The organism is Neisseria sp. RH3002v2f (assembly GCF_014596375.1).
GTDB lineage: Bacteria > Pseudomonadota > Gammaproteobacteria > Burkholderiales > Neisseriaceae > Neisseria > Neisseria cinerea.
This window is the reverse complement of sequence record NZ_MAYZ01000022.1, coordinates 17,740-37,357: the sequence shown is the minus strand read 5'-3', so window position 1 is coordinate 37,357 and position 19,618 is coordinate 17,740. Positions and strand designations below refer to the sequence as shown.

The following is a 19,618-nucleotide window of genomic DNA, read 5'->3' as shown; positions in this document are numbered from 1 at the left end:
CGTCTGAACGTTCAGACGGCATATTTTGATTCGCCGGACGGATAAAACCCTTTCCCGCTTTTAAAACTTGTAGCTCATCGTTATTAAAAAGGTGCGTCCGCGTGCAAAATTGGTCAATACGCTTTGGCTTGTGCCACCATATTTGCCGTTGCACAACGTTTTATCATCATTACACGTTACGTCTTCGTCCTTGTCTTTCGGGTCGAACGAGCTGTAATAACGCTGCGTTGCCGCATCATTGCCCGCATCGAGTGGGTCAATATAACGCCTGTCGAACAGATTTTTGACTTCGGCGCGGAAAATAAGGTTTTTCTTTGGTTCGTAAGCGGCGTAAAAATCAAAAATCAAAGGCTGGCGGGCAAGGGTTTCAGTCTGCTTGATGGTGCGTTTGCCTAGTTGTCGAACATTGCTGGTATTTCCCCCGTTGGTGCCGTCGATATAGCGTTCTTCCGCTGTAGCGCGGATGCTCTTGCCGAAATAGCGCATTGCACCGCCTAAAGTCAGTTTGTTGCCCAACCAGCGCGTACCGACTTCCAAACGTCCATAATCTCGCGGCAGAGCGGAAACTCTGCTTAACCCATAACCTTGTTTGAGTTGGTCTTCTTTGGAGGCATTGTTGGGGGACTCGCTCGCATCACTGAAGTTGGTCGGTTGTGTGCTTTTTTGATAGGCGTAAGAAAGGTTGGTAAAAAAACGTCCATAATCGTAATTCAGCTCCAACTCAAAACCGTGTTTGTGTACTTTGTCTTTGAAATTGCGGTGTTGGATGGTGTAGGCAAGCCTCGTGCTGTCAACCCAGCTCGGGATATCCCCATTCAAGTCCCACCATTTCCCGTAAACGTTGTGGATGTAGTTGTCAATGCGACTGCGGTAGCCGACCAGTTTTAATCCTAATATATCATCTTGTTTTAAAAATCCTTTTTTATAGGTATTGAAGCCAAATTGCCAAGTGTTTGCGCGCTCTGGTTTTAGGTCGGTGTTAACGCCGGAGTCGCCGATTTGGGAAAAATACATTTCTTGGATGTTGGGCATACGGTGTGTGCGCGAATAGCCGGCAAATGGCATGAAATAATCGCCGAAGTCCGCACTAATACTAACCGAATGGTTGTTGGCGCGCTTTTTGCCGTATTTTTTCAATACGGGTTCATAAAGCTCGCAGCTCGGATTGCAATGTTCCCTGTATATCGGCGAGTTTTCTCCGAATGTCTGCTTAAATTCGTCTTCCGAGCCGTAATAGCCTGTATATTCGCCGCCGAAACGGTAGTTGATTGTATTGGTGCTATAGTTTAAGCGGTAAATGTCTTTTTTGAGCGCGGCATCGAAGTAGAAAGTGTTGAAATATTGGCTGCCAGCCGGTTGGACAATGGTTGATTTTTGAGGCAACAGTCCTTTATCGCCCTTAAACCGCCCCAAATAGGAATAAAGGCCGCTGTCCTGGTCGGGGCCGTCGAAAAATAGGCCTAATTCTTCAGGGAAGCGGTTTTTGCTGTATTTGTTGTTGAAATAATTGAAACCCAAAGTGGTTTTCAACTCGGTTTCACGGGGCAGTTGGAAGGAGGAAGTATTATTGAGGTCAAGGATTTTTGCATTGTTGTTGGTTTCAAAATCCTTTAAAAGTCCCCAGCCTGTAAACTTCGACCCTTTCGGATATCTCTGTCTGCCCGAATTATACGCGGCGGTCAGATTGAGGTTGGCATATGGGTTTAAAGATAAACCGTAATTGAACTGATAATTGCGGTTGATAATTTTCCGGCTGCCGATTTTGGTGTTTAAATCGCGAAATTGAGCAGTCCATTTGTTGGACAGCCCGTCGTATTCCAATTTAAACAGATTGCCTGCCGACTGCTGTGTCAGGCTTGACGGATCGATGGGGGTGATGTCGTATTGCGGCGCCAGGTCCTCCCGCCAGCTTTTATCATGGTCTTCGATATATTTTTGCAGTTCTTGAGGGTCTTCGTATTTTTTATACCACTTGGTTCCCCAGTATTGCCTTTGTAAATCCCGCTCCCATTTTCCGCTGTCGGAATTGAATTTCAAACCACCCTCTTGTACAAAATATTGCTGTTTGCGCCGTTCCAGATATTCTTCACCAAAATTTCCGATGTGCTGCCCGCCGCCGCCCACCCGGTAATTTTGAGCCACGCTATGCCTGCTGTGTCCGTAAATCAAACCGACAGACGCTCCGCTTTCCAGCCATTTGCGCGCACCTAGCGTTGCCATCGCATTGCCTTTGTTTGAGTTGGTTCCGGTCAGACCTTTTAGCAGCAGTCCGTAGGTATTGTCGCCCTGTACGACGTCATCCACGCTTAAAGTCCGAAGGTTCGCCGAACCGGCAAGGCTGTTGATGCCTGCCGAGCCGCTGAAGCTGCCTTTGACGACATCCATGCCGGCAATAAAATTGCTATCGACAGATGCGCCGAATTGCGAAGAACCGCCAGCCCTACCTGCATCGGTCGAAGTCGAATAAAAGGTCTGCGTGATACCGTCCACCATCGTATTGACCCGTCCGAACCCGCTGTCGCCGCGAATATTCAAAGACACAATGCCCGAGCTTTTATCTTGCTGTGTAAACGCACCGGGTATGCTGCGGACGATGGCATCGAGGTTTTCGCTGGATTTGAATATATCCTGACGGGTCGATACGGCACGTGCATCGGTGAATACCTTTTTGTCTTTCGGTACGCGCTTTGCCTTGACGTGCACATCTTCCAAAACCTGTATCTGCGCCTCACTGCCCGCGCGTCCTACATCTTCTGCATAACTATAATGATATAACATAACACTCATAAGATAAAAACAAATCGGCTTTAACCGGAAAGAAGATCTCATATTTTCCTCAAATGTAATCAAATAAATTTGCCATGATATCACTTTTCAATATAAATAAACATCAGAATGATGAAGAAAAGTTGGAATAAAGATAAATATTGATGCTATTTGTATTTAAAATGATGAGTTTTGTTTGTTTTCAAATGCAGATCCGAGTTTTCTAAATGGTAATCCGATGCAAAATAAGGTTTGCCGGCTGTTGTAAAATGCCGATGCGGTCAAACTGTACAGAAGCAGCAGAAGCGGGTTTAAAAGGATAATGGCAGGGCAATGCGGCTTTATGGCTTGAACGGAGCGTATATCCATTCTCCGGGTTTTAAATCCAAATCAAATAGTTTCAGTCTGCCGCTGGCTACTCTGACCAGGCGCAGGCAGGGGTATCCTGCTTTGGCAGTCATGCGTCTGACTTGGCGGTTTTTTCCCTCAGAGATGGTGATTTCTATCCAAAAATCGGGAATGGTTTTGCGGACGCGTATCGGGGGGATACGCTCCCATAACGGATCTGTTTCTTCGTGTTTCAAGATGCGGACGGTTGCCGGACGGGTAACGAAATCGCCTAAGTCTATTCCTTTTCTTAACCTTTCCAACCGGGTTTCGTCGGGTATGCCCTCCAGTTGCGCCCAGTAGGTTTTGGGGTGTTTGAATTTGGGGTCGGTAATTTTTGCCTGAAGCCAGCCGTCGTCGGTCAGCAGTAGCAGCCCTTCGCTGTCGGTATCCAGCCTGCCTGCAGGGTAGAAACCGGGAAGATCGATAAAGTCTTTCAGGCTTTTGTGTTTTTCGTGCGGTGAAAATTGGCAGATAACGCCATAGGGTTTATTGAAGATGATAAGGTTTTTCATGGTTGGTCTATAGGGGCTTGATGCCGGATATTGTAGCCGTTTGCCTTTTGGTGTGGAACTTCAAGATAAAATGCCGTCTGAAATTGGTTTCAGACGGCATTTGTTTTCAAGCAGGTTTAACAGCAGCGTCCGCCGTTTGCACCGCAGCGGCGTTTGCGGCAGTAGTCTTGAAATTGCAGCTCGGTCATGACGGGGGCGTTGGGATTATGTTTGCGTTGTTGTGCAACGTAGTTTTCATAATCGGGCACGCCTGCCATGAGGTTGGCGGTCAGTTTGGCGGTTTCCCACCAAGCAGCGAGTTTACGCTTCACCTTGTGCCTCCGGTTGTTTGCCGTCACGGTACACTGCCGGGATTTCTTTGGCGGTTGGCCAGCCGACTTTGCGTGCTTTCATGGCGGTACGTACGCCGTAGATGGCAACGATGACGACGACTAAGAGGAACAATGCGGTCAGACCGGCATTAATTTGGTCGTTGAAGATGATTTGCGACATTTCGCCGATGTCTTTAGCGGGTGCAAGGACTTCGTTTTTAGCCAATGCGTCGCTGTATTTGCCGGCATGGGCGAGGAAGCTGACGCGCGGGTCGTTGTGGAACAGTTTTTGCAGACCGGCGTAGCAGGTTACAAACAGTACGCCGACGGCAGGAACGAGTGCCACCCAGACATAACGGTCGCGTTTCATCTTAATTAACACAACGGCACACATAATCAAGGCTACGCCTGCCAGCATTTGGTTGGCGATGCCGAACAAAGGCCAGAGTGAGTTGATGCCGCCCAACGGATCGGTCACGCCGGTGTAGAGGAAGTAGCCCCACAATGCCACGGCGAAGAAGGTCGCAACCAGGTTGGCAGGGATGGAGTCGGTGTTGCCGAAAGGTTTGTAGAAGATACTGCCCAAGTCTTGAATCATGAAGCGTGCGACGCGCGTGCCGGCATCGACGGCAGTCAGGATGAACAAGGCCTCAAACAACAGGGCGAAGTGATACCAGAATGCCATCATGGCTTCGCCCGGAATCAGACGGCTCATAATGTGTGCCATACCGACTGCGAGGGTAGGTGCACCGCCTGCACGGGAAAGGATGGTGTTTTCGCCGACTTCTTTAGCGGTGTGCAACAGGGTTGCGGCATCGACAGGGAATTGCAGCTTAGTGGTAATCACTTCGGCGGCGGTATTGGCATCCGTACCGATCAGGGCGGCAGGGCTGTTCATGGCGAAGTACACGCCGGGATCAAGCGATGCGGCGGCGGCAAGTGCCATAATGGCTACGAAACTTTCCATCAACATACCGCCGTAACCGATCATGCGGACGTGGGTTTCGTTTTCCAGCATTTTCGGCGTAGTACCGGAAGAAATCAGCGCGTGGAAGCCTGAAACCGCACCACAGGCGATGGTGATAAAGAGAAACGGGAACAATGCGCCTGAGAATACAGGGCCGGAACCGTCGATAAAGTGGGTCACGGCAGGCATTTGCAGCGCAGGACCTACGATGAGGATACCGATGGCGAGTGCGACAATCGTACCGATTTTCAGGAAGGTAGAGAGATAGTCGCGCGGAGTCAGCAGCAGCCATACCGGCAATACGGAAGCCACGAAACCGTAAATCATAATCGCCCAGGTGAGCTGGATGCCGTCAAGGTCAAACCAGTGACCGATGGAGCTTTGCGCCACATTGTCGCCGTAAATTACGGCTAGCATCAGCAGGATAAAGCCGACGATGGAAATCTCGCCGATTTTGCCCGGACGGATATAGCGGGTGTAAATACCCATAAACAGCGCAATCGGCATAGTTGCGGCAATGGTAAACGTACCCCAAGGGCTGTGAACCAGTGCTTTCACCACAATCAGCGCCAACACAGCCATGATGATGACCATAATCATCAAAATACCGATAGACGCAATCACACCCGGCACGGTGCCGAGTTCTTGTTTGACGATATCACCCAAAGACTTACCGTCGCGGCGCATGGAGACGAATAAAACCATCATGTCTTGTACCGCACCGGCGAACACTACGCCGAAGATAATCCACAGCGTACCAGGCAGATAACCCATTTGCGCAGCCAGTACGGGACCGACCAAGGGACCTGCGCCTGCAATCGCGGCAAAGTGGTGTCCGAACAATACGCCTTTGTGTGTCGGCACATAGTCCAAACCGTCATTGTGCCGTTCGGCGGGCGTGAGGCGGTTCGGATCAAGCTGCATCACATATTTGGCGATGTAGAGACTGTAAAAACGGTAAGCGATGCAGTACACCGATACGGCGGCGGTGACCATCCATACCGCACTGACCTGCTCGCCCCGACTGAGGGCTAAAGTGGTAAAGGACGCTACGCCGACCAAAACCACAATACCCCAAATGAGGAACGTTTTGAGTGATTTCATGGAATTAATCCTTATCTCATACTGTCGGGATATGTCGGAGCGGACGGGTAACGGTTGGCTACCCGTAATCCGATGCCGACACAAACCGGAGTTTGACTGATTGATAAAGTGGCCGAGACAGTGGGTTTAGCAGAGCACCTATTCTTACCTTTGCGTAAAAACGGAATGGGAAAATATGTGCAAAACCACTGAACAGCGTGAGTAATTTTAACGCAAGTTGACACTGTGATAATAGTTTTTACCTGCTATTTGAGGGAATTTTACATTTCTGCCGGAGTGACGGGAGGGGGATTGCGTATTCGGAAGGCATAGGCAGACAGAATGGTAATATCAGAATGTTAAAGATGGATTATATAATCTGTATATTCATGGACTTTGGGTAAATTCGGGTTATCCGGCTTGTGCAGAAGGGAATCTGTTTATAGTATGATACAGCCGTCGGTAAGGAATCAGGGCGGTTAATTTATATTTTGTTTCTTATTGAGGAGTTTTCATGAATATCAAATTCTTTACACCGGCCGTATCGGTTTTACTTCTTGCTGCTTGTGCCGCGCCTGAACTTCATCATCATGGCAGATACGATTCTATGCAGCCTGTTCAACATACGGTTACTCAGGTTTCGGATGGGGTATTCTCATGTGAGAACGGTTTGTCCGTACATGTCCGTCAGCTAGGCAGCGGAAAGGTTGAATTACGTTTGGATGACAAACGTGCTGTTTTGTCTTCCGCCGTTGCTGCATCAGGTGAACGTTATACTGCAGAAAACGGTCTGTTCGGACACGGGGCGGAGTGGCATCAGAAAGGTGGCGAAGCCTTCTTCGGTTTTGCAGATGCGTACGGCAATGTTGTTGAAACCTCCTGCCGTATCCGTTAAATAGAACAAGGTTCGGGTTGCCGTCCGATTGTGTCGGACGGTTTTCTCTTTTATGCCGTCTGGGGCGGATATTTCAGACAGCATGGAAGAGTTTGCAGTTTTCGGGGATGAAGATGATGATTTCTGCAAAAAGGTATATTGCTTCATCAAACAGATATCCAAAGTCGGCAACCCTGTATATAAGGAAACGAAATGTATGATTTTTCATATCTGATTGCGCACCCCGATATTTTCCTTTCCCCGGTTTCAGACGGCATCAAAGTCGATAATCCGGCAACAGGCGAGACTTTGGCGTTTGTCCGCACAACCCGTTCAGACGGCCTCAAGTTGTTGATTCAAAAGGCGGCGGCAGCGCAAAAATTATGGGCGGCAAAAACTGCGTTGGAACGCGCCGATGTGTTGTGGCGTTGGTATTTTTTGATAAAGGAAAACAAAGAAGCACTGGCGCGTCTCATGACGATGGAGCAGGGCAAAAGTCTGACCGAGTCGCGCGGTGAGATTGATTATGCGGCTTCGTTTGTGCGCTGGTTTGCCGAAGAGGCGCGGCGGATTGACGGCGATGTGCTGACGAGTGTGAAAGCATCGCAAAAACTGGTCGTGTTGAAACAGCCTGTCGGCGTTACTGCCGCAATTACGCCGTGGAACTTCCCATCTGCGATGATTGCACGTAAGGCTGCACCTGCTTTGGCGGTGGGCTGTGCGATAATAGTCAAACCTGCATCGCTCACGCCCCTGAGCGCGTATGCGCTGGCGCTATTGGCTTACGAAGCGGGCGTGCCGCAGGATTTGCTTCCCGTCGTTAGCGGCCGCGCTTTGGAAATCAGCCATGAATTTGCCACGAACCCGACTGTACGCAAAATCAGCTTCACCGGCTCGACCGAAGTCGGTGCGAAAATCTTTGCCGACAGCGCGGCGGACATTAAAAAACTCAGTTTGGAACTGGGCGGCAACGCGCCATTTATCGTGTTTGACGATGCCGATTTGGACAAAGCCGTCGAAGGCGCGCTTGCCAGCAAGTTCCGCAACAGCGGCCAGACCTGCGTCTGCACCAACCGCGTGTACGCTCAATCGGGGATTTACGACGAATTTTGCCGCAAATTGAGTGAAAAAGTAGCCGAGCTCAAATTGGGCAACGGCTTGGAGGATGGCGTAAACCAAGGGCCGCTGATTGAGGAAAAAGCGGTGGAAAAAGTCGAGCAGCACATTGCTGACGCGCTTGCTAAAGGCGCAAGTTGTCTGACCGGCGGCAAACGCAGCGCGTTGGGCGGAACGTTTTTCGAACCGACTGTCTTAAGCGGCGTTACGGAGCAAATGGCGGTAGCTCGCGAGGAAACCTTTGGGCCTTTGTGTCCGGTATTCCGTTTTGAAACCGAAGCCGAGGTCATCGAGGCTGCGAACAATACGGAATACGGTTTGGCAGCTTACCTTTTCACCTCCGACACCGCCCGTCAATGGCGCGTCGGTGAAGCCTTGGAATACGGCATGGTCGGCATCAATACGGGTTTAATCAGTAATGAAGTAGCACCGTTTGGCGGCGTGAAACGCAGCGGTTTGGGACGTGAAGGCAGCAAATACGGTGCGGACGAATATTTAGAATTGAAATATCTGTGCATTGATGTCGGGTGACGGATGCCGTCTGAACGGCAGGTTTTCAGACGGTGCCGCATTTTAAGGAGTCTTTATCTGTTGTACAATGCGCCCTGTTTTTACGGTTATTTTTGATTTGAATTAAGATATGATGGAAAACGGAAAAACAGTCCCGAGATGGCGTTTTGCCTTGAAAAGTGCGGGCTGGCACCTCTTAATCAGCCTATCGGTTGCAGGGCTGGCGGCATTGCTGGTTTTTAAGGTTTGGTATCCTTATCCTTATGCCGAGCTGACGGGAGGGCTGTCGCTTTATAAGCTGGTGGTGGCTGTCGATATTGTATGCGGACCCCTGTTGACGCTGATATTGGCAAGTCCGAAAAAGAAAATCAAAGAGCGCGTGGTTGATTTCTCTTTGATCGGTATGATTCAGTTTGCAGCACTGGTGTACGGTTTGCACAGCGTTTCTTTGGCGCGTCCTGTGATAGAGGCTTTTGAAAAAGACAGGATTAATATTGTTACCGCCGCCGAAGTGGTGGTTGAGGATTTGCACAAGGCGCCGGAAGGGCTGCAGAGCCTGTCGTTGTCCGGTATCCGCCGGGTTGCGCTGAAAGAACCTGCCGATGCGGATGAGCAAAACAAATCGTTGGAGTTGTCGTTGCAGGGCATAGAGCCGAGCATGCGTCCGGATCAGTGGCTGCCTTATTCCGACCAAGAGGCGGAGAGGATACGTAAGGCGATGAAACCACTGAAAGAACTGGCTTATGCAAGAAAGACCACGGTCGCCCAAATCTTGAAACAGGCAGGTATTTCTGAAGATAAAGACTGGTATTACCTGCCTTTTACCAGCAGCAGGCAGAAAGATTGGATTGTGGTGATGGACAAGCAGGGAAATGCTCAAGGTTATGCGCCGATAGACGGTTTTATTTCCAAGTAGCTTCCCATGCCGTCTGAATCCGATTCAGACGGCATGGCTTGTTTTGCCGTTGCATTATGAGATGTTAAACTGTGTGTCCCGTTTTTACGGAAGGTATGCGTATATATGAAATACTGCGGGCAGGGCGGCTGTTCCGCCTGCTGTTTTTTGCGTATGCAGTTTGTTCAGGCAGCTTGAACGTTTCAGGCTGCCTTTCTGCGTTGGAACATTAAGGAATACAAAAATCATGGATTTCAGTTGGTTGGCAGAACCGCATACTTGGATAGGTTTTGCCACACTTTTGGTCTTGGAAGTTGTTCTTGGGATAGACAATCTGGTATTTGTGGCGATTTTGGCAAATAAGGTCAAACCCGCAAAGCGGGATCGTGCACGGATTACCGGCCTGGGGTTGGCAGTCGTTATCCGCATCATCATGCTTGCCTTTATGGCACATATCATCACGCTGACCCGGCCTCTGTTCCAAGTCGGCAGCCTTTCTGTTTCCAGCAAGGACATGATTATGTTTGCCGGCGGCATTTTCCTGCTGTACAAAGCCACAACCGAATTGCATGAACGCCTTGAAGGGCATAACCGTTTTACCGTTGCCGACAGCCAGAAAAAACATGCGCCGTTTTGGGGCGTGGTCGTACAAATCCTGATACTGGATGCCGTATTTTCCATTGATTCGGTCATTACCGCAGTGGCGATGGTTGACCATATCGTCGTGGCGATGGGTGCGGTGGTCGTCGCGATGGCTGTAATGATTTCCGCCAGCAAACTCTTGACCGAATTTGTCGACAGACACCCTACGGTCGTGATGCTTTGCCTTGGTTTTTTGTTGATGATCGGTTTCAGCCTCATTGCAGAAGCGTTCCATTTCCATATCCCTAAAGGTTATCTCTATGCCGCTATCGGTTTTTCCATCCTGATAGAACTGTTTAACCAGATTTCACAGAGGAACAGCCGTAAGAACGACTATATCAGCAGCTCTTGGCGCAAACGGACTGCTGAAAATGTCTTGGGTATGATGGGTATACGCGAGAGCGTGCTGGCCAAAGCGGGTAATGAAGCCGAAGACGACGCCCATTTTGAAGAAAACGAGAAATCCATGATACGCAGTGTTTTAACGCTTGCCGAGCGTCCGATTCCGGGCATCATGATTCCTCGGCGCGACATTGAGCGTCTGGATATTTCCCAAAGCCGGGAAGAACAGTATGCCCAACTGCAAAATACGCCTTACAGCCGCCTGCTTGTTGTCGGTAAGGCAGGTGTTGACGAACCGTTGGGTTATGTCAATAAAAAAGACTTGCTTGCCCAACTGCTCGAAACAGGGGAACTCAACATTCAGACGGCATTGCGCCAACCGCTCGTATTGCCCGACAGTACCACTGCGCTGGGGGCAATCGAGCTCTTTAGGCAAAGCAGTGCGGATTACGCCCTCATCGTAGACGAGTTTGGTGCGGTATTGGGTATGGCAACCATGAAAGACCTGCTTGAAACCATTGCCGGCGATTTCCCTGAAGAATTCGAACGGGAAGAAGAGCCGTCCGTTCAAGAAAATCCCGACGAAAGCCTGACGGTGGAAGGTTCGTTAGAATATGTCGAACTTGCCCCTCAACTTAATTTGCCGCAGCAGGAGGAAGATGCTGATTTCCATACAGTTGCAGGGTTGATTATGGAAGAGCTGCAAAATATTCCCGATGTTGGAGATTTTGCCGATTTTCACGGTTGGCGGTTTGAAGTGATCGAGAAGGAAGGACAGCGCATCGAACGGGTCAGGATTACCAAACTCTCCGAAGAATGATTCAGGATAAGAAATGAATGTTTTGATTTCCAATGACGACGGTTATCTTTCCGAAGGCATTGCCATTTTGGCGCGTGTAACGGCAGAATTCGCCAATGTCAGGGTGGTTGCGCCGGAGCGCGACAGAAGCGGTGTCAGCAATTCGCTGACGTTGGACCGGCCTTTGGAGATGAAGCAGGCGCAAAACGGTTTTTACTATGTCAACGGTACGCCGACCGACTGTATCCATGTCGGTCAGTCCGCCTTGTCTGACTTCAAGCCGGATGTTGTGTTTTCAGGCATCAACCGTGGCGCAAATATGGGGGATGACACGCTTTATTCGGGAACGGTGGCTGCAGCAACCGAAGCCTATCTGATGGGTATTCCCGCATTGGCTTTTTCCTTGAATGACAGTTTGGGACGCTATTGGGAAACCGCAGAGAAGGCTGTGTGGGCGGTGTTGGCGCATTTCTTCAAGAATCCGCCTTCCTCACCAGTTTTATGGAATATCAATATTCCTGCCGTCGCCCCGGATGAAATCAGGGGAATTAAGATTACCCGTTTGGGCAGGCGGCATCACGAGCAGAGTATTGTACCGTCGCGAAATCCGCGTGGTGAGCAGATTTACTGGATAGGTCCGGTCGGCAGGGTTTCCGATAATGAAGAGGGAACGGATTTCGGAGAATGCGCGGCAGGCTTTATCAGCCTAACGCCGCTGCAAATTGACCTGACCGCTTATTCGGAGATGGCGGATACGGCGGCTTTTTGGCATGCGGACTAAGCCTTTCTTCAAAGGCGGATGGGCTTTGCGCTTGAGAAGAACGCGCATTTTTATTATGATATAGCGCATTCAGGCTATATATCGGAACATGAAGGTTATCTTATGTTGAAACAAACGACACTTTTGGCAGCTTGTGCCTCCGTTGCCGCACTGTTGGGCGGTTGTGCCACCCAACAGCCTGCCCCCGTCATTGCAGGAAATTCAGGAATGCAGGCTGTACAGTCTGCGGCGGTCTACAACAACCCTTATGGTGCAACGCCGTACAGTCCTGCTCCTGCCAACGATGCACCTTATGTGCCGCCGGTGCAAAGTACGCCGGTTTATACGCCTCCTGCTTATGTGCCGCCTTCTCCGGCGGTTTCGGGTGCATATATTCCTTCTTATGCGCCTGTCGACATCAATGCGGCGACGCACACGGTCGTGCGTGGTGATACGGTATACAATATTTCCAAACGCTATCATGTTTCCCAAGAAGATTTCCGCGCATGGAACGGGATGGCGGATAATACGCTCAGCATCGGTCAGGTCGTGAAGGTCAAACCGGCAGGATATACCGCACCGAAAACCGCCGTTGCAGAAAGTAGGCCCTCTGCACAAGTCGCTGCACAGCCGACAGTGAAGCCTGCTGCGCAACCTGCCGTACAAACAGCGACGCAACCTGCCGCTCCCGTTGTAGAAAATAAAGCAGTTTCTGCTCCTGCGCCAGCCGTTTCACAGGCTTCTGCCTCTTCGTCATCCGGTACGCGCTCGGTTGGCGGCATTGTTTGGCAGCGTCCGACGCAAGGTAAAGTGATTGCCGATTTCGGAGGCAGCAACAAGGGTGTTGATATTGCAGGAAATGCGGGACAGCCCGTTTTGGCGGCGGCAGACGGCAAAGTAGTTTATGCAGGTTCCGGTTTGAGGGGGTATGGAAACCTGGTTATCGTTCAGCATAATTCTTCTTTCCTGACCGCATACGGACACAATCAAAAGTTGCTGGTCGGAGAGGGTCAGCAGGTTAAACGCGGGCAGCAGGTTGCCTTGATGGGCAATACCGATGCTTCCAGAACACAGCTTCATTTCGAGGTTCGGCAAAACGGTAAACCAGTTGACCCGAACAGCTATATCCCGTTCTGACTTTCTGTTTGAAATCAGGCTAAAAATGCCGTCTGAAAGCTTTTCAGACGGCATTTTATTTAAGGATAGTTTGGGTTGACGGCGATAACCGGCCTATATGCCTGTTTCGGATGCCGCCGTCAGCAGCCGCAGGACATGTCTTCAGAGGCTTGCAGGCTGATGTTTTTACGTTTTTTGGCTTTTTCGTAGCGGCAGCGTTGACGGTCGGTCTGGATTTCCAGTGGCGGTACGGGAACGGGTTTGCCGTCTTTGACTGCAACCATGGTGAAGTAGCAGCTGTTGGTATGGCGGATTTCTCCCGTACGGATGTTTTGTGCTTCGACACGGATGCCGATTTCCATAGAGGTACGCCCCGTGTAGTTTACGCTGGCGTAGAAAGTAACCAGGTCGCCGACATGGATGGGTTCTTTAAACAGGACTTTGTCTACTGAAAGGGTTACGCAATAGTTGCCGCTGTAACGGCTGGCACAGGAATAGGCAACCTGGTCGAGCAGGCGCAAGAGTTCGCCACCGTGTACGTTGCCGCTGAAATTGGCGGTGTCCGGCATCATCAGTTCGGACATAATGAGTTCGTGGGAAGGCAGTTGGCGTTGTTGTGTCATAGTGTACCTGTTTTAAGAAAGGGTATTTTGAAATGAGTGTGGAAAAATTTTAGGGAATGGGAAAGTGGAATTCAAGCTAAAAAAAGCTATGATGGGATAGCCTGCCAAAATGGGCTGCCGATGCCGTCTGAAGGTTTCAGACGGCATTTTGTTTAGGAAAGCCAAAAACGGAAGACTAGGAAAAACACGAGTGCCAATACGGCGGCCCAAACGACGAGCATGAATCCGGCAACTGCCTGACCCATACGGTAAACCGGGTTTTTGCGTTCATCTTCAAGAAGCGGGTTGTGATTTTTCTCGGATTGTTCGGACATTTTATTCTCAATCAGAAAAGTTGGAAATGGAGGTAAGGTTACGCCGTCATGCAAAAAGATTCAAGGATTCAGTTCAGCAGTCTTCCTCCCAGCCGTCATCCCAGGCATGTTTCAATGCCGTCTGAACGGTATCAGCATCAAAACCGCGATAGGCGAGGAAGCGTGCCTGTTTTTGTTTTTCTTTAAGGTCGGCGGCCGGATGTTTGAATTTTTTACGCAACACGTCCATGGCGGTCTGTTTTTCGCTCAACCTGTCCGGAAGCAGCTTTCGGCTTGTCTCTTCGTCTATGCCCTGTTGAGCCAGGGCTTGTTTCAGGCGCAGGGAGCCGTGTTTACGGCTTTTGCTGTGGATATAGGCTTCTGCATAGCGTAAATCCGACTGCCAGTTGCGTTCGGAAAATTCGTTCAAGACGTTTTCCAACTCTTCTTCGCTTTCGGCATGTGGGGCGAGCTTGCGCTGCAGCCCGAGGCGACTGACTTCCTGACGGGACAGGATGTCCATCGCTCGGGCTCGGAGTGATTTTTGCGCTTTCATGAGGCGGTTTCAGTATGCGGCAGCATTTAAACGATATAGGGGCAGACTCCTACGTCGCCTGAATGCGTTGTTTATTCTTCTTTATTTTTCTGCGGTTGCAGGTTTTCGTAAATTTCGGGCAGCGAGCCGATAATCCAGTCGGGACGGGTCGCATCATCTTGCGAGAGCAGCGTCATGTCTCCGTAACCGAAGGTAACGCCGACACTCAGGCAGCCGGCGGCTTTGGCGGCAATGATGTCGTTGCGCGAGTCGCCGACCATAAGCATATTGGCGGCATCAATTCCTAAAACTTCGGCAGCGTGTTGCAGCGGCAGGGGACTGGGTTTTTTTTCGGGCAGGCTGTCTCCGCCGAGTATCAGGCTGAAATAGTCGGCAAGTCCGAGCTGCTTCAACAGTTCGGCGGCAAGGATTTCGTTTTTGTTGGTAATGATTACCAGCGGGATGCCCAAAGATTTGAGCAATGCTAGCCCGGCTTCAGTTTCGGGGTAGGCGCGTGTGAAGACGCTTAAATGGTCGCGGTAGTATTCCATATAGGATATGAAACCTTTTTCCCACAGTTCGGGATCGGCTTCGCGGTCTCGGTCGTTGGTTAAAACACGGTGAACCAGTTTGCCGATGCCGTCGCCGACGTAGCTTTCTACCACTTTGGCAGGCAGCGGTTTCATACCGAGGTGTTCCAACATGGCTTCTGCTGCTGCGGCAAGGTCGGGAACGGAATCGCACAGTGTGCCGTCCAAGTCAAAGGCAACGGCCTGGACGTGTTCGATGGCAGCGTTCATAGTTTGGCTTCCTGTAGATTGCAAGAGTTTATTTTAACATTGTTTGAGCCGGGGTGCGATGTATGGATTGTTAACAATCATAATGGACTTCAATGGTGATGATGGATGGTCGGTACATTGCTTGGACGTGGTGGCTGGCAGGCTTGCAATATATCGATTAAATTTTTAAAAAATAAAAAGATTTCCATATTTTTATTTAATTGGACATTCTGTTTTAAGATGAAAAACTACTTTTTAGTGGCAGTGTCCGGCTTTTTTTCATGCAGCATGGAAAAGAAAATCATATATAGATTAATTAAATCCCCTCGGTTTGGACTACATGCTATTACATTTTGTTTGGAAATTGGTTATAGTTATAACTGTGATGGCTGAAAATCTTTTTGTGAAAGGAAGCAAAATGTCTCATGCTGCTGTAAAAGAAACCCTCAATCCGTTTGAAATTGCCCGCAAACAGGTGAAAACCGCCTGTGACCAACTGAAAACCGATCCGGCTGTTTATGAAATTCTGAAAAGTCCGAAGCGCGTTTTGGAAGTTACCTTTCCTGTCAAACTCGACAATGGCACGGTTAAAACCTTTACCGGTTACCGTTCGCAACACAACAACGCCGTCGGTCCCTACAAAGGCGGCGTGCGCTTCCATCCTGGTGTGAATTTGGACGAAGTCAAAGCCTTGTCGATTTGGATGACCATCAAATGCTGCGTGGCCGGTATTCCTTATGGCGGCGGCAAAGGCGGCATTACCTTGGATCCGCGCGATTATTCCGAAGCGGAACTGGAACGCATCGCACGCGCTTATTCCGAAGCCATTTCTCCGCTGATTGGCGAGAAAATCGACATTCCCGCACCTGATGTGAACACCAACGGCAAAATCATGTCTTGGATGGTTGATGCCTATGAAAACGTGATGAAACATTCCGCACCGGGCGTATTTACCGGCAAACCAGTTGAGTTCGGCGGCTCTTTGGCGCGTACCGAGGCTACCGGTTACGGCGTGAACCTCGCTGCGGTCCAAGCTTTGGAAAAACTGGGCAAAGACGTGAAGGGTGCCACTTACGCCATTCAAGGCTTCGGTAATGTCGGTTACCACACAGGTTATTACGCGCATCAATCCGGCGCAAAAGTCGTTGCGGTTTCTACTGTTGACGTTGCTATCTACAATGAAAACGGCTTGGATATGGAAGCTCTGTTTAAAGAGTTCCAAGAAAAAGGCTTCATCACCAACGAAGCTGGTTACGGCAAAGAAATTACCAACGCCGAACTTTTGGCTTTGGATGTGGACGTACTTGCCCCTTGCGCGTTGGAAAACCAACTAACTTCTGAAAACGCCGGTAAAGTCCGCGCGAAAATCGTGGTTGAAGGCGCAAACGGCCCGACTACTCCCGAAGCCGACGTTATCCTGCGTCAAAACGGCGTATTGGTCGTGCCCGATATTCTGGCGAACTGCGGCGGCGTGGTGGTATCCTATTTTGAATGGGTACAAAATTTGCAAGGCTACTACTGGGAGTTTGACGAAGTTCAAGAGAAAGAAACCGTTGTCCTGCGCCGTGCGTTCCGCGATATTTGGAACTTGGCTCAAGAATACGATGTCGACCTGCGTACCGCTTCTTACATGATGAGTATCCGTCGTGTTGAAAAAGCGATGAAACTGCGCGGCTGGTATTGATGTTTGAATGAAGGATGCCGTCTGAAACCATTTCAGACGGCATTTTTGTTTGGACGGAATTAATGGTGCGAATGGCCGATTTGGAAGGTTAAAGTCGAGTAGTTCGCCTGTTTTTGGCACACGGTTTGATCGGGGAAGTCGGCTTTGTGTTCGACACTGGCTTTCCAGAAGCCTTGGCGCAACGGGATGATGTCTACTTCGCCTTTGTCGTCTGTGCTGTCGGAGAATGCCTGTGCTTCGGTTTTGTGCGTTTTGCTGCGGTCGCTGGTGTCGAAGCCGTCAAAGGTTGCCGTCAAGGTTGTATTGGGCAGCGGTTCGCCGTTAAAGAGTACGCGTACTTTAAACCGTTCGCCGACATGGATATTGGCAGGATTGTCCAGCGGGACGATTTCAAGGTTTTGTCCGACCTGCTTGGTGATAACGGCGGTATCTGCGCTTTCATGGCCGACGTTGACAATGTTTTTACCGAACATACGGGTTTGCTCGCAATAATCCGCATCAGGCATTTCTTTGATGTTCGCCTGTTTCCAGCCTGCTTTATTTTTCGACCAGAAGGTCGGCTGGTATTCGGCGGTAACGAGGTAGCTACCGTCCTTGACGGGACGGTTGCTGCGGTACTGGTAGTTGTATGTGCCGCGTTGAATCATGTTTTCCTTACCTTCTTCGGTAACCAGCTGCATCGGTTTGCTGAAGATATGCTGGCGGTCACGCGCGATGGGTTCTAATTCGGGAAACTCACCGTAACCTAATTCTGCTTCAAGGTATTCGCCGCCATGTGTGTGGGCGGTTTCAACCCAGACGCGGTGGGCGTGTGCGGATGTGGCAAATAGTGCGGATGCGGCAAGCAGCATTAATGTCTTCTTCATGATAAGTCCTCATATCAGGGCGGGTTTAAAATAATGTTATAATATAACACATATAATTATATGTGAAGGATGTTTGTTATTTATGAATAAGATTCTGTTTTATATATATTTTGTTATAAATGAAAAAGTGGGTTGGGTGTAATGGCGTTGTCTGATAAGATGGTAAAATTTTTGAATGGAGATCAATCATGCCCTATGTCAATATTAAAGTAACCGGTGGTAAGGAAGCGCCGAGTACGGAGCAGAAGGCGGAGCTGATACAAGGTGTAACGGAATTGTTGGGTCGTGTATTGGGTAAAAATCCTGAGACGACAGTGGTCGTTATCGATGAAGTGGATACCGATAACTGGGGCATAGGCGGGAAAAGTGTCAGCGAACGGCGCAAAGAGGGCAGGTAAAAAGCCTGAAAATCTTGGTTTGATGCTTTAAATTCGAAGTTAAAAAGAGTACATTTCCATCCATCGCCAAAAATAACGGAACACATCATGGATAAATTTCCCAAGTCTGCAAAACTCGATCACGTCTGTTACGACATTCGTGGCCCCGTACATAAAAAAGCTCTTCAGCTTGAAGAAGAGGGCAATAAAATCCTTAAACTCAATATCGGCAACCCTGCGCCGTTCGGCTTCGAAGCACCTGATGAAATCTTAGTCGATGTCATCCGCAACCTGCCGACTTCTCAAGGCTATTGCGATTCGAAGGGATTGTATTCCGCACGCAAAGCCATCGTTCACTACTATCAAACCAAAGGTTTGCGCGATATTACGGTTAATGATGTCTATATCGGCAACGGCGTGTCCGAGCTGATTACTATGTCTATGCAGGCGCTGTTGAACGACGGTGACGAAATCCTGATTCCTGCGCCCGATTATCCTTTGTGGACGGCGGCGGCAACGCTTGCGGGCGGTACGGTACGCCATTATCTGTGCGACGAAGAAAACGGCTGGTTCCCCAACCTTGCCGATATGGAAGCCAAAATTACGCCCAAAACTAAAGCCATCGTCGTCATCAACCCCAATAACCCGACAGGAGCGGTGTACAGCAAGGAAATCCTGCTCGAAATCGCCGAACTGGCGCGCAAGCATGGTTTAATTATTTTCGCCGACGAGATTTACGACAAAATCCTTTATGACGGCGCGGTTCACCACCATATTGCCGCGCTCGCCCCCGACCTTTTGACGGTAACGTTCAACGGTTTGTCCAAAGCCTACCGCGTCGCCGGCTTCCGCCAAGGCTGGATGGTGCTCAACGGGCCGAAACATCATGCAAAAGGTTACATCGAGGGTTTGGATATGCTTTCGTCCATGCGCCTGTGTGCCAATACGCCGATGCAGCATGCGATTCAGACGGCATTGGGCGGTTATCAGAGCATTAACGAATTCATCTTGCCGGGCGGACGGCTTTTGGAACAGCGCAACAGGGCGTGGGAATTGGTCAACCAGATACCCGGCGTATCCTGCGTCAAACCGATGGGCGCGATGTATATGTTCCCAAAAATCGATACCGAAATGTACCGTATCCACGATGACATGAAATTCGTTTACGATTTGCTGGTGCGCGAAAAAGTCTTGCTGGTACAGGGAACAGGGTTTAATTGGATTAAACCCGACCATTTCCGCATTGTCACACTGCCTTACGTCCATCAGATTGAAGAGGCGATGGGCAGGTTGGCAAGATTCCTGCAAACCTACCGCCAATAAGGGGGAACGGGCAGGTTGTCTGCCGGAGATATAAAATGCCGTCTGAAACGGAGAT

At 49.8% G+C, this 19,618-nt stretch carries 18 protein-coding genes; 9 read left to right on the top strand and 9 right to left on the bottom strand.

What is annotated here, in order from left to right; translation table 11 throughout:
• Window positions 1-60: 60 nt before the first annotated feature.
• The 4 genes from BBW69_RS06350 to BBW69_RS06335 all read right to left on the bottom strand — a co-directional run bounded on the left by BBW69_RS06350 (window position 61) and on the right by BBW69_RS06335 (window position 6,050).
• Window positions 61-2,829, bottom strand: a complete 2,769-nt coding sequence (locus BBW69_RS06350; RefSeq protein WP_188210783.1) for a TonB-dependent receptor domain-containing protein — start codon at window positions 2,827-2,829, stop codon at window positions 61-63.
• Window positions 2,830-3,107: 278 nt separating this feature from the next.
• A complete protein-coding gene (locus tag BBW69_RS06345; protein WP_188210782.1) occupies window positions 3,108-3,668 on the bottom strand; it encodes an rRNA large subunit pseudouridine synthase E in 561 nt (186 codons plus the stop codon).
• A 116-nt stretch (window positions 3,669-3,784) separates the two neighbouring features.
• Window positions 3,785-3,979 carry a YbdD/YjiX family protein gene (locus tag BBW69_RS06340; protein WP_039853870.1) on the bottom strand — a complete coding sequence of 65 codons (195 nt, stop codon included), beginning with the start codon at window positions 3,977-3,979 and terminating at the stop codon, window positions 3,785-3,787.
• Window positions 3,969-6,050 carry a carbon starvation CstA family protein gene (locus BBW69_RS06335; protein ID WP_107859768.1) on the bottom strand — a complete coding sequence of 694 codons (2,082 nt, stop codon included), beginning with the start codon at window positions 6,048-6,050 and terminating at the stop codon, window positions 3,969-3,971. Before BBW69_RS06335 ends, BBW69_RS06340 begins: the two co-directional genes overlap by 11 nt.
• 493 nt (window positions 6,051-6,543) lie before the next feature.
• On the opposite strand from BBW69_RS06335, the gene BBW69_RS06330 reads away from it, so the two are divergent.
• From BBW69_RS06330 to BBW69_RS06305, 6 genes are all read left to right on the top strand, one after another.
• Complete coding sequence (locus tag BBW69_RS06330; protein WP_107996614.1) at window positions 6,544-6,924, top strand: MliC family protein; 381 nt, start codon at window positions 6,544-6,546, stop codon at window positions 6,922-6,924.
• Window positions 6,925-7,116: 192 nt separating this feature from the next.
• Complete coding sequence (locus BBW69_RS06325; RefSeq protein ID WP_188210781.1) at window positions 7,117-8,550, top strand: NAD-dependent succinate-semialdehyde dehydrogenase; 1,434 nt, start codon at window positions 7,117-7,119, stop codon at window positions 8,548-8,550.
• Between the two features lie 109 nt (window positions 8,551-8,659).
• Window positions 8,660-9,445: a fimb protein gene (locus BBW69_RS06320; RefSeq protein ID WP_188210780.1), complete on the top strand. Its 786-nt coding sequence runs from the start codon at window positions 8,660-8,662 to the stop codon at window positions 9,443-9,445.
• A 226-nt stretch (window positions 9,446-9,671) separates the two neighbouring features.
• Entirely contained in the window at window positions 9,672-11,228 is a 1,557-nt protein-coding gene (locus tag BBW69_RS06315; RefSeq protein ID WP_188210779.1) for a TerC family protein, read from the top strand.
• Window positions 11,229-11,241: 13 nt separating this feature from the next.
• A complete protein-coding gene (surE, locus tag BBW69_RS06310) occupies window positions 11,242-11,988 on the top strand; it encodes a 5'/3'-nucleotidase SurE (protein WP_188210778.1) in 747 nt (248 codons plus the stop codon).
• A gap of 102 nt (window positions 11,989-12,090) precedes the next feature.
• Window positions 12,091-13,104: a peptidoglycan DD-metalloendopeptidase family protein gene (locus BBW69_RS06305; protein WP_188210777.1), complete on the top strand. Its 1,014-nt coding sequence runs from the start codon at window positions 12,091-12,093 to the stop codon at window positions 13,102-13,104.
• A 119-nt stretch (window positions 13,105-13,223) separates the two neighbouring features.
• On the opposite strand, the gene BBW69_RS06300 is transcribed toward BBW69_RS06305, so the two are convergent.
• The 4 genes from BBW69_RS06300 to BBW69_RS06285 all read right to left on the bottom strand — a co-directional run bounded on the left by BBW69_RS06300 (window position 13,224) and on the right by BBW69_RS06285 (window position 15,334).
• Entirely contained in the window at window positions 13,224-13,706 is a 483-nt protein-coding gene (locus BBW69_RS06300; RefSeq protein ID WP_107859774.1) for an acyl-CoA thioesterase, read from the bottom strand.
• Between the two features lie 152 nt (window positions 13,707-13,858).
• Window positions 13,859-14,020, bottom strand: coding sequence for a hypothetical protein (locus BBW69_RS06295; protein WP_003674702.1), 162 nt, complete (start codon window positions 14,018-14,020; stop codon window positions 13,859-13,861).
• Window positions 14,021-14,093: 73 nt separating this feature from the next.
• A complete protein-coding gene (gene recX, locus BBW69_RS06290; RefSeq protein WP_188210776.1) occupies window positions 14,094-14,555 on the bottom strand; it encodes a recombination regulator RecX in 462 nt (153 codons plus the stop codon).
• Window positions 14,556-14,626: 71 nt separating this feature from the next.
• A complete protein-coding gene (locus tag BBW69_RS06285) occupies window positions 14,627-15,334 on the bottom strand; it encodes a phosphoglycolate phosphatase (RefSeq protein ID WP_107859777.1) in 708 nt (235 codons plus the stop codon).
• Window positions 15,335-15,731: 397 nt separating this feature from the next.
• Here BBW69_RS06285 and BBW69_RS06280 point away from each other — a divergent pair, with 397 nt between their 5' ends.
• Window positions 15,732-16,997, top strand: coding sequence for a Glu/Leu/Phe/Val dehydrogenase (locus BBW69_RS06280; protein WP_188210775.1), 1,266 nt, complete (start codon window positions 15,732-15,734; stop codon window positions 16,995-16,997).
• A gap of 59 nt (window positions 16,998-17,056) precedes the next feature.
• On the opposite strand, the gene BBW69_RS06275 is transcribed toward BBW69_RS06280, so the two are convergent.
• On the bottom strand, window positions 17,057-17,863 hold the full coding sequence (locus tag BBW69_RS06275; RefSeq protein ID WP_188210774.1) for a DUF4198 domain-containing protein: 807 nt from the start codon (window positions 17,861-17,863) through the stop codon (window positions 17,057-17,059).
• 188 nt (window positions 17,864-18,051) lie between these two features.
• Between BBW69_RS06275 and BBW69_RS06270 the strand changes: the two genes are divergently transcribed.
• Both BBW69_RS06270 and BBW69_RS06265 read left to right on the top strand, forming a co-directional pair.
• Entirely contained in the window at window positions 18,052-18,261 is a 210-nt protein-coding gene (locus tag BBW69_RS06270) for a 2-hydroxymuconate tautomerase family protein (protein ID WP_003674694.1), read from the top strand.
• Between the two features lie 87 nt (window positions 18,262-18,348).
• Window positions 18,349-19,563: a pyridoxal phosphate-dependent aminotransferase gene (locus BBW69_RS06265; protein WP_111727172.1), complete on the top strand. Its 1,215-nt coding sequence runs from the start codon at window positions 18,349-18,351 to the stop codon at window positions 19,561-19,563.
• Window positions 19,564-19,618 lie beyond the last annotated feature (55 nt).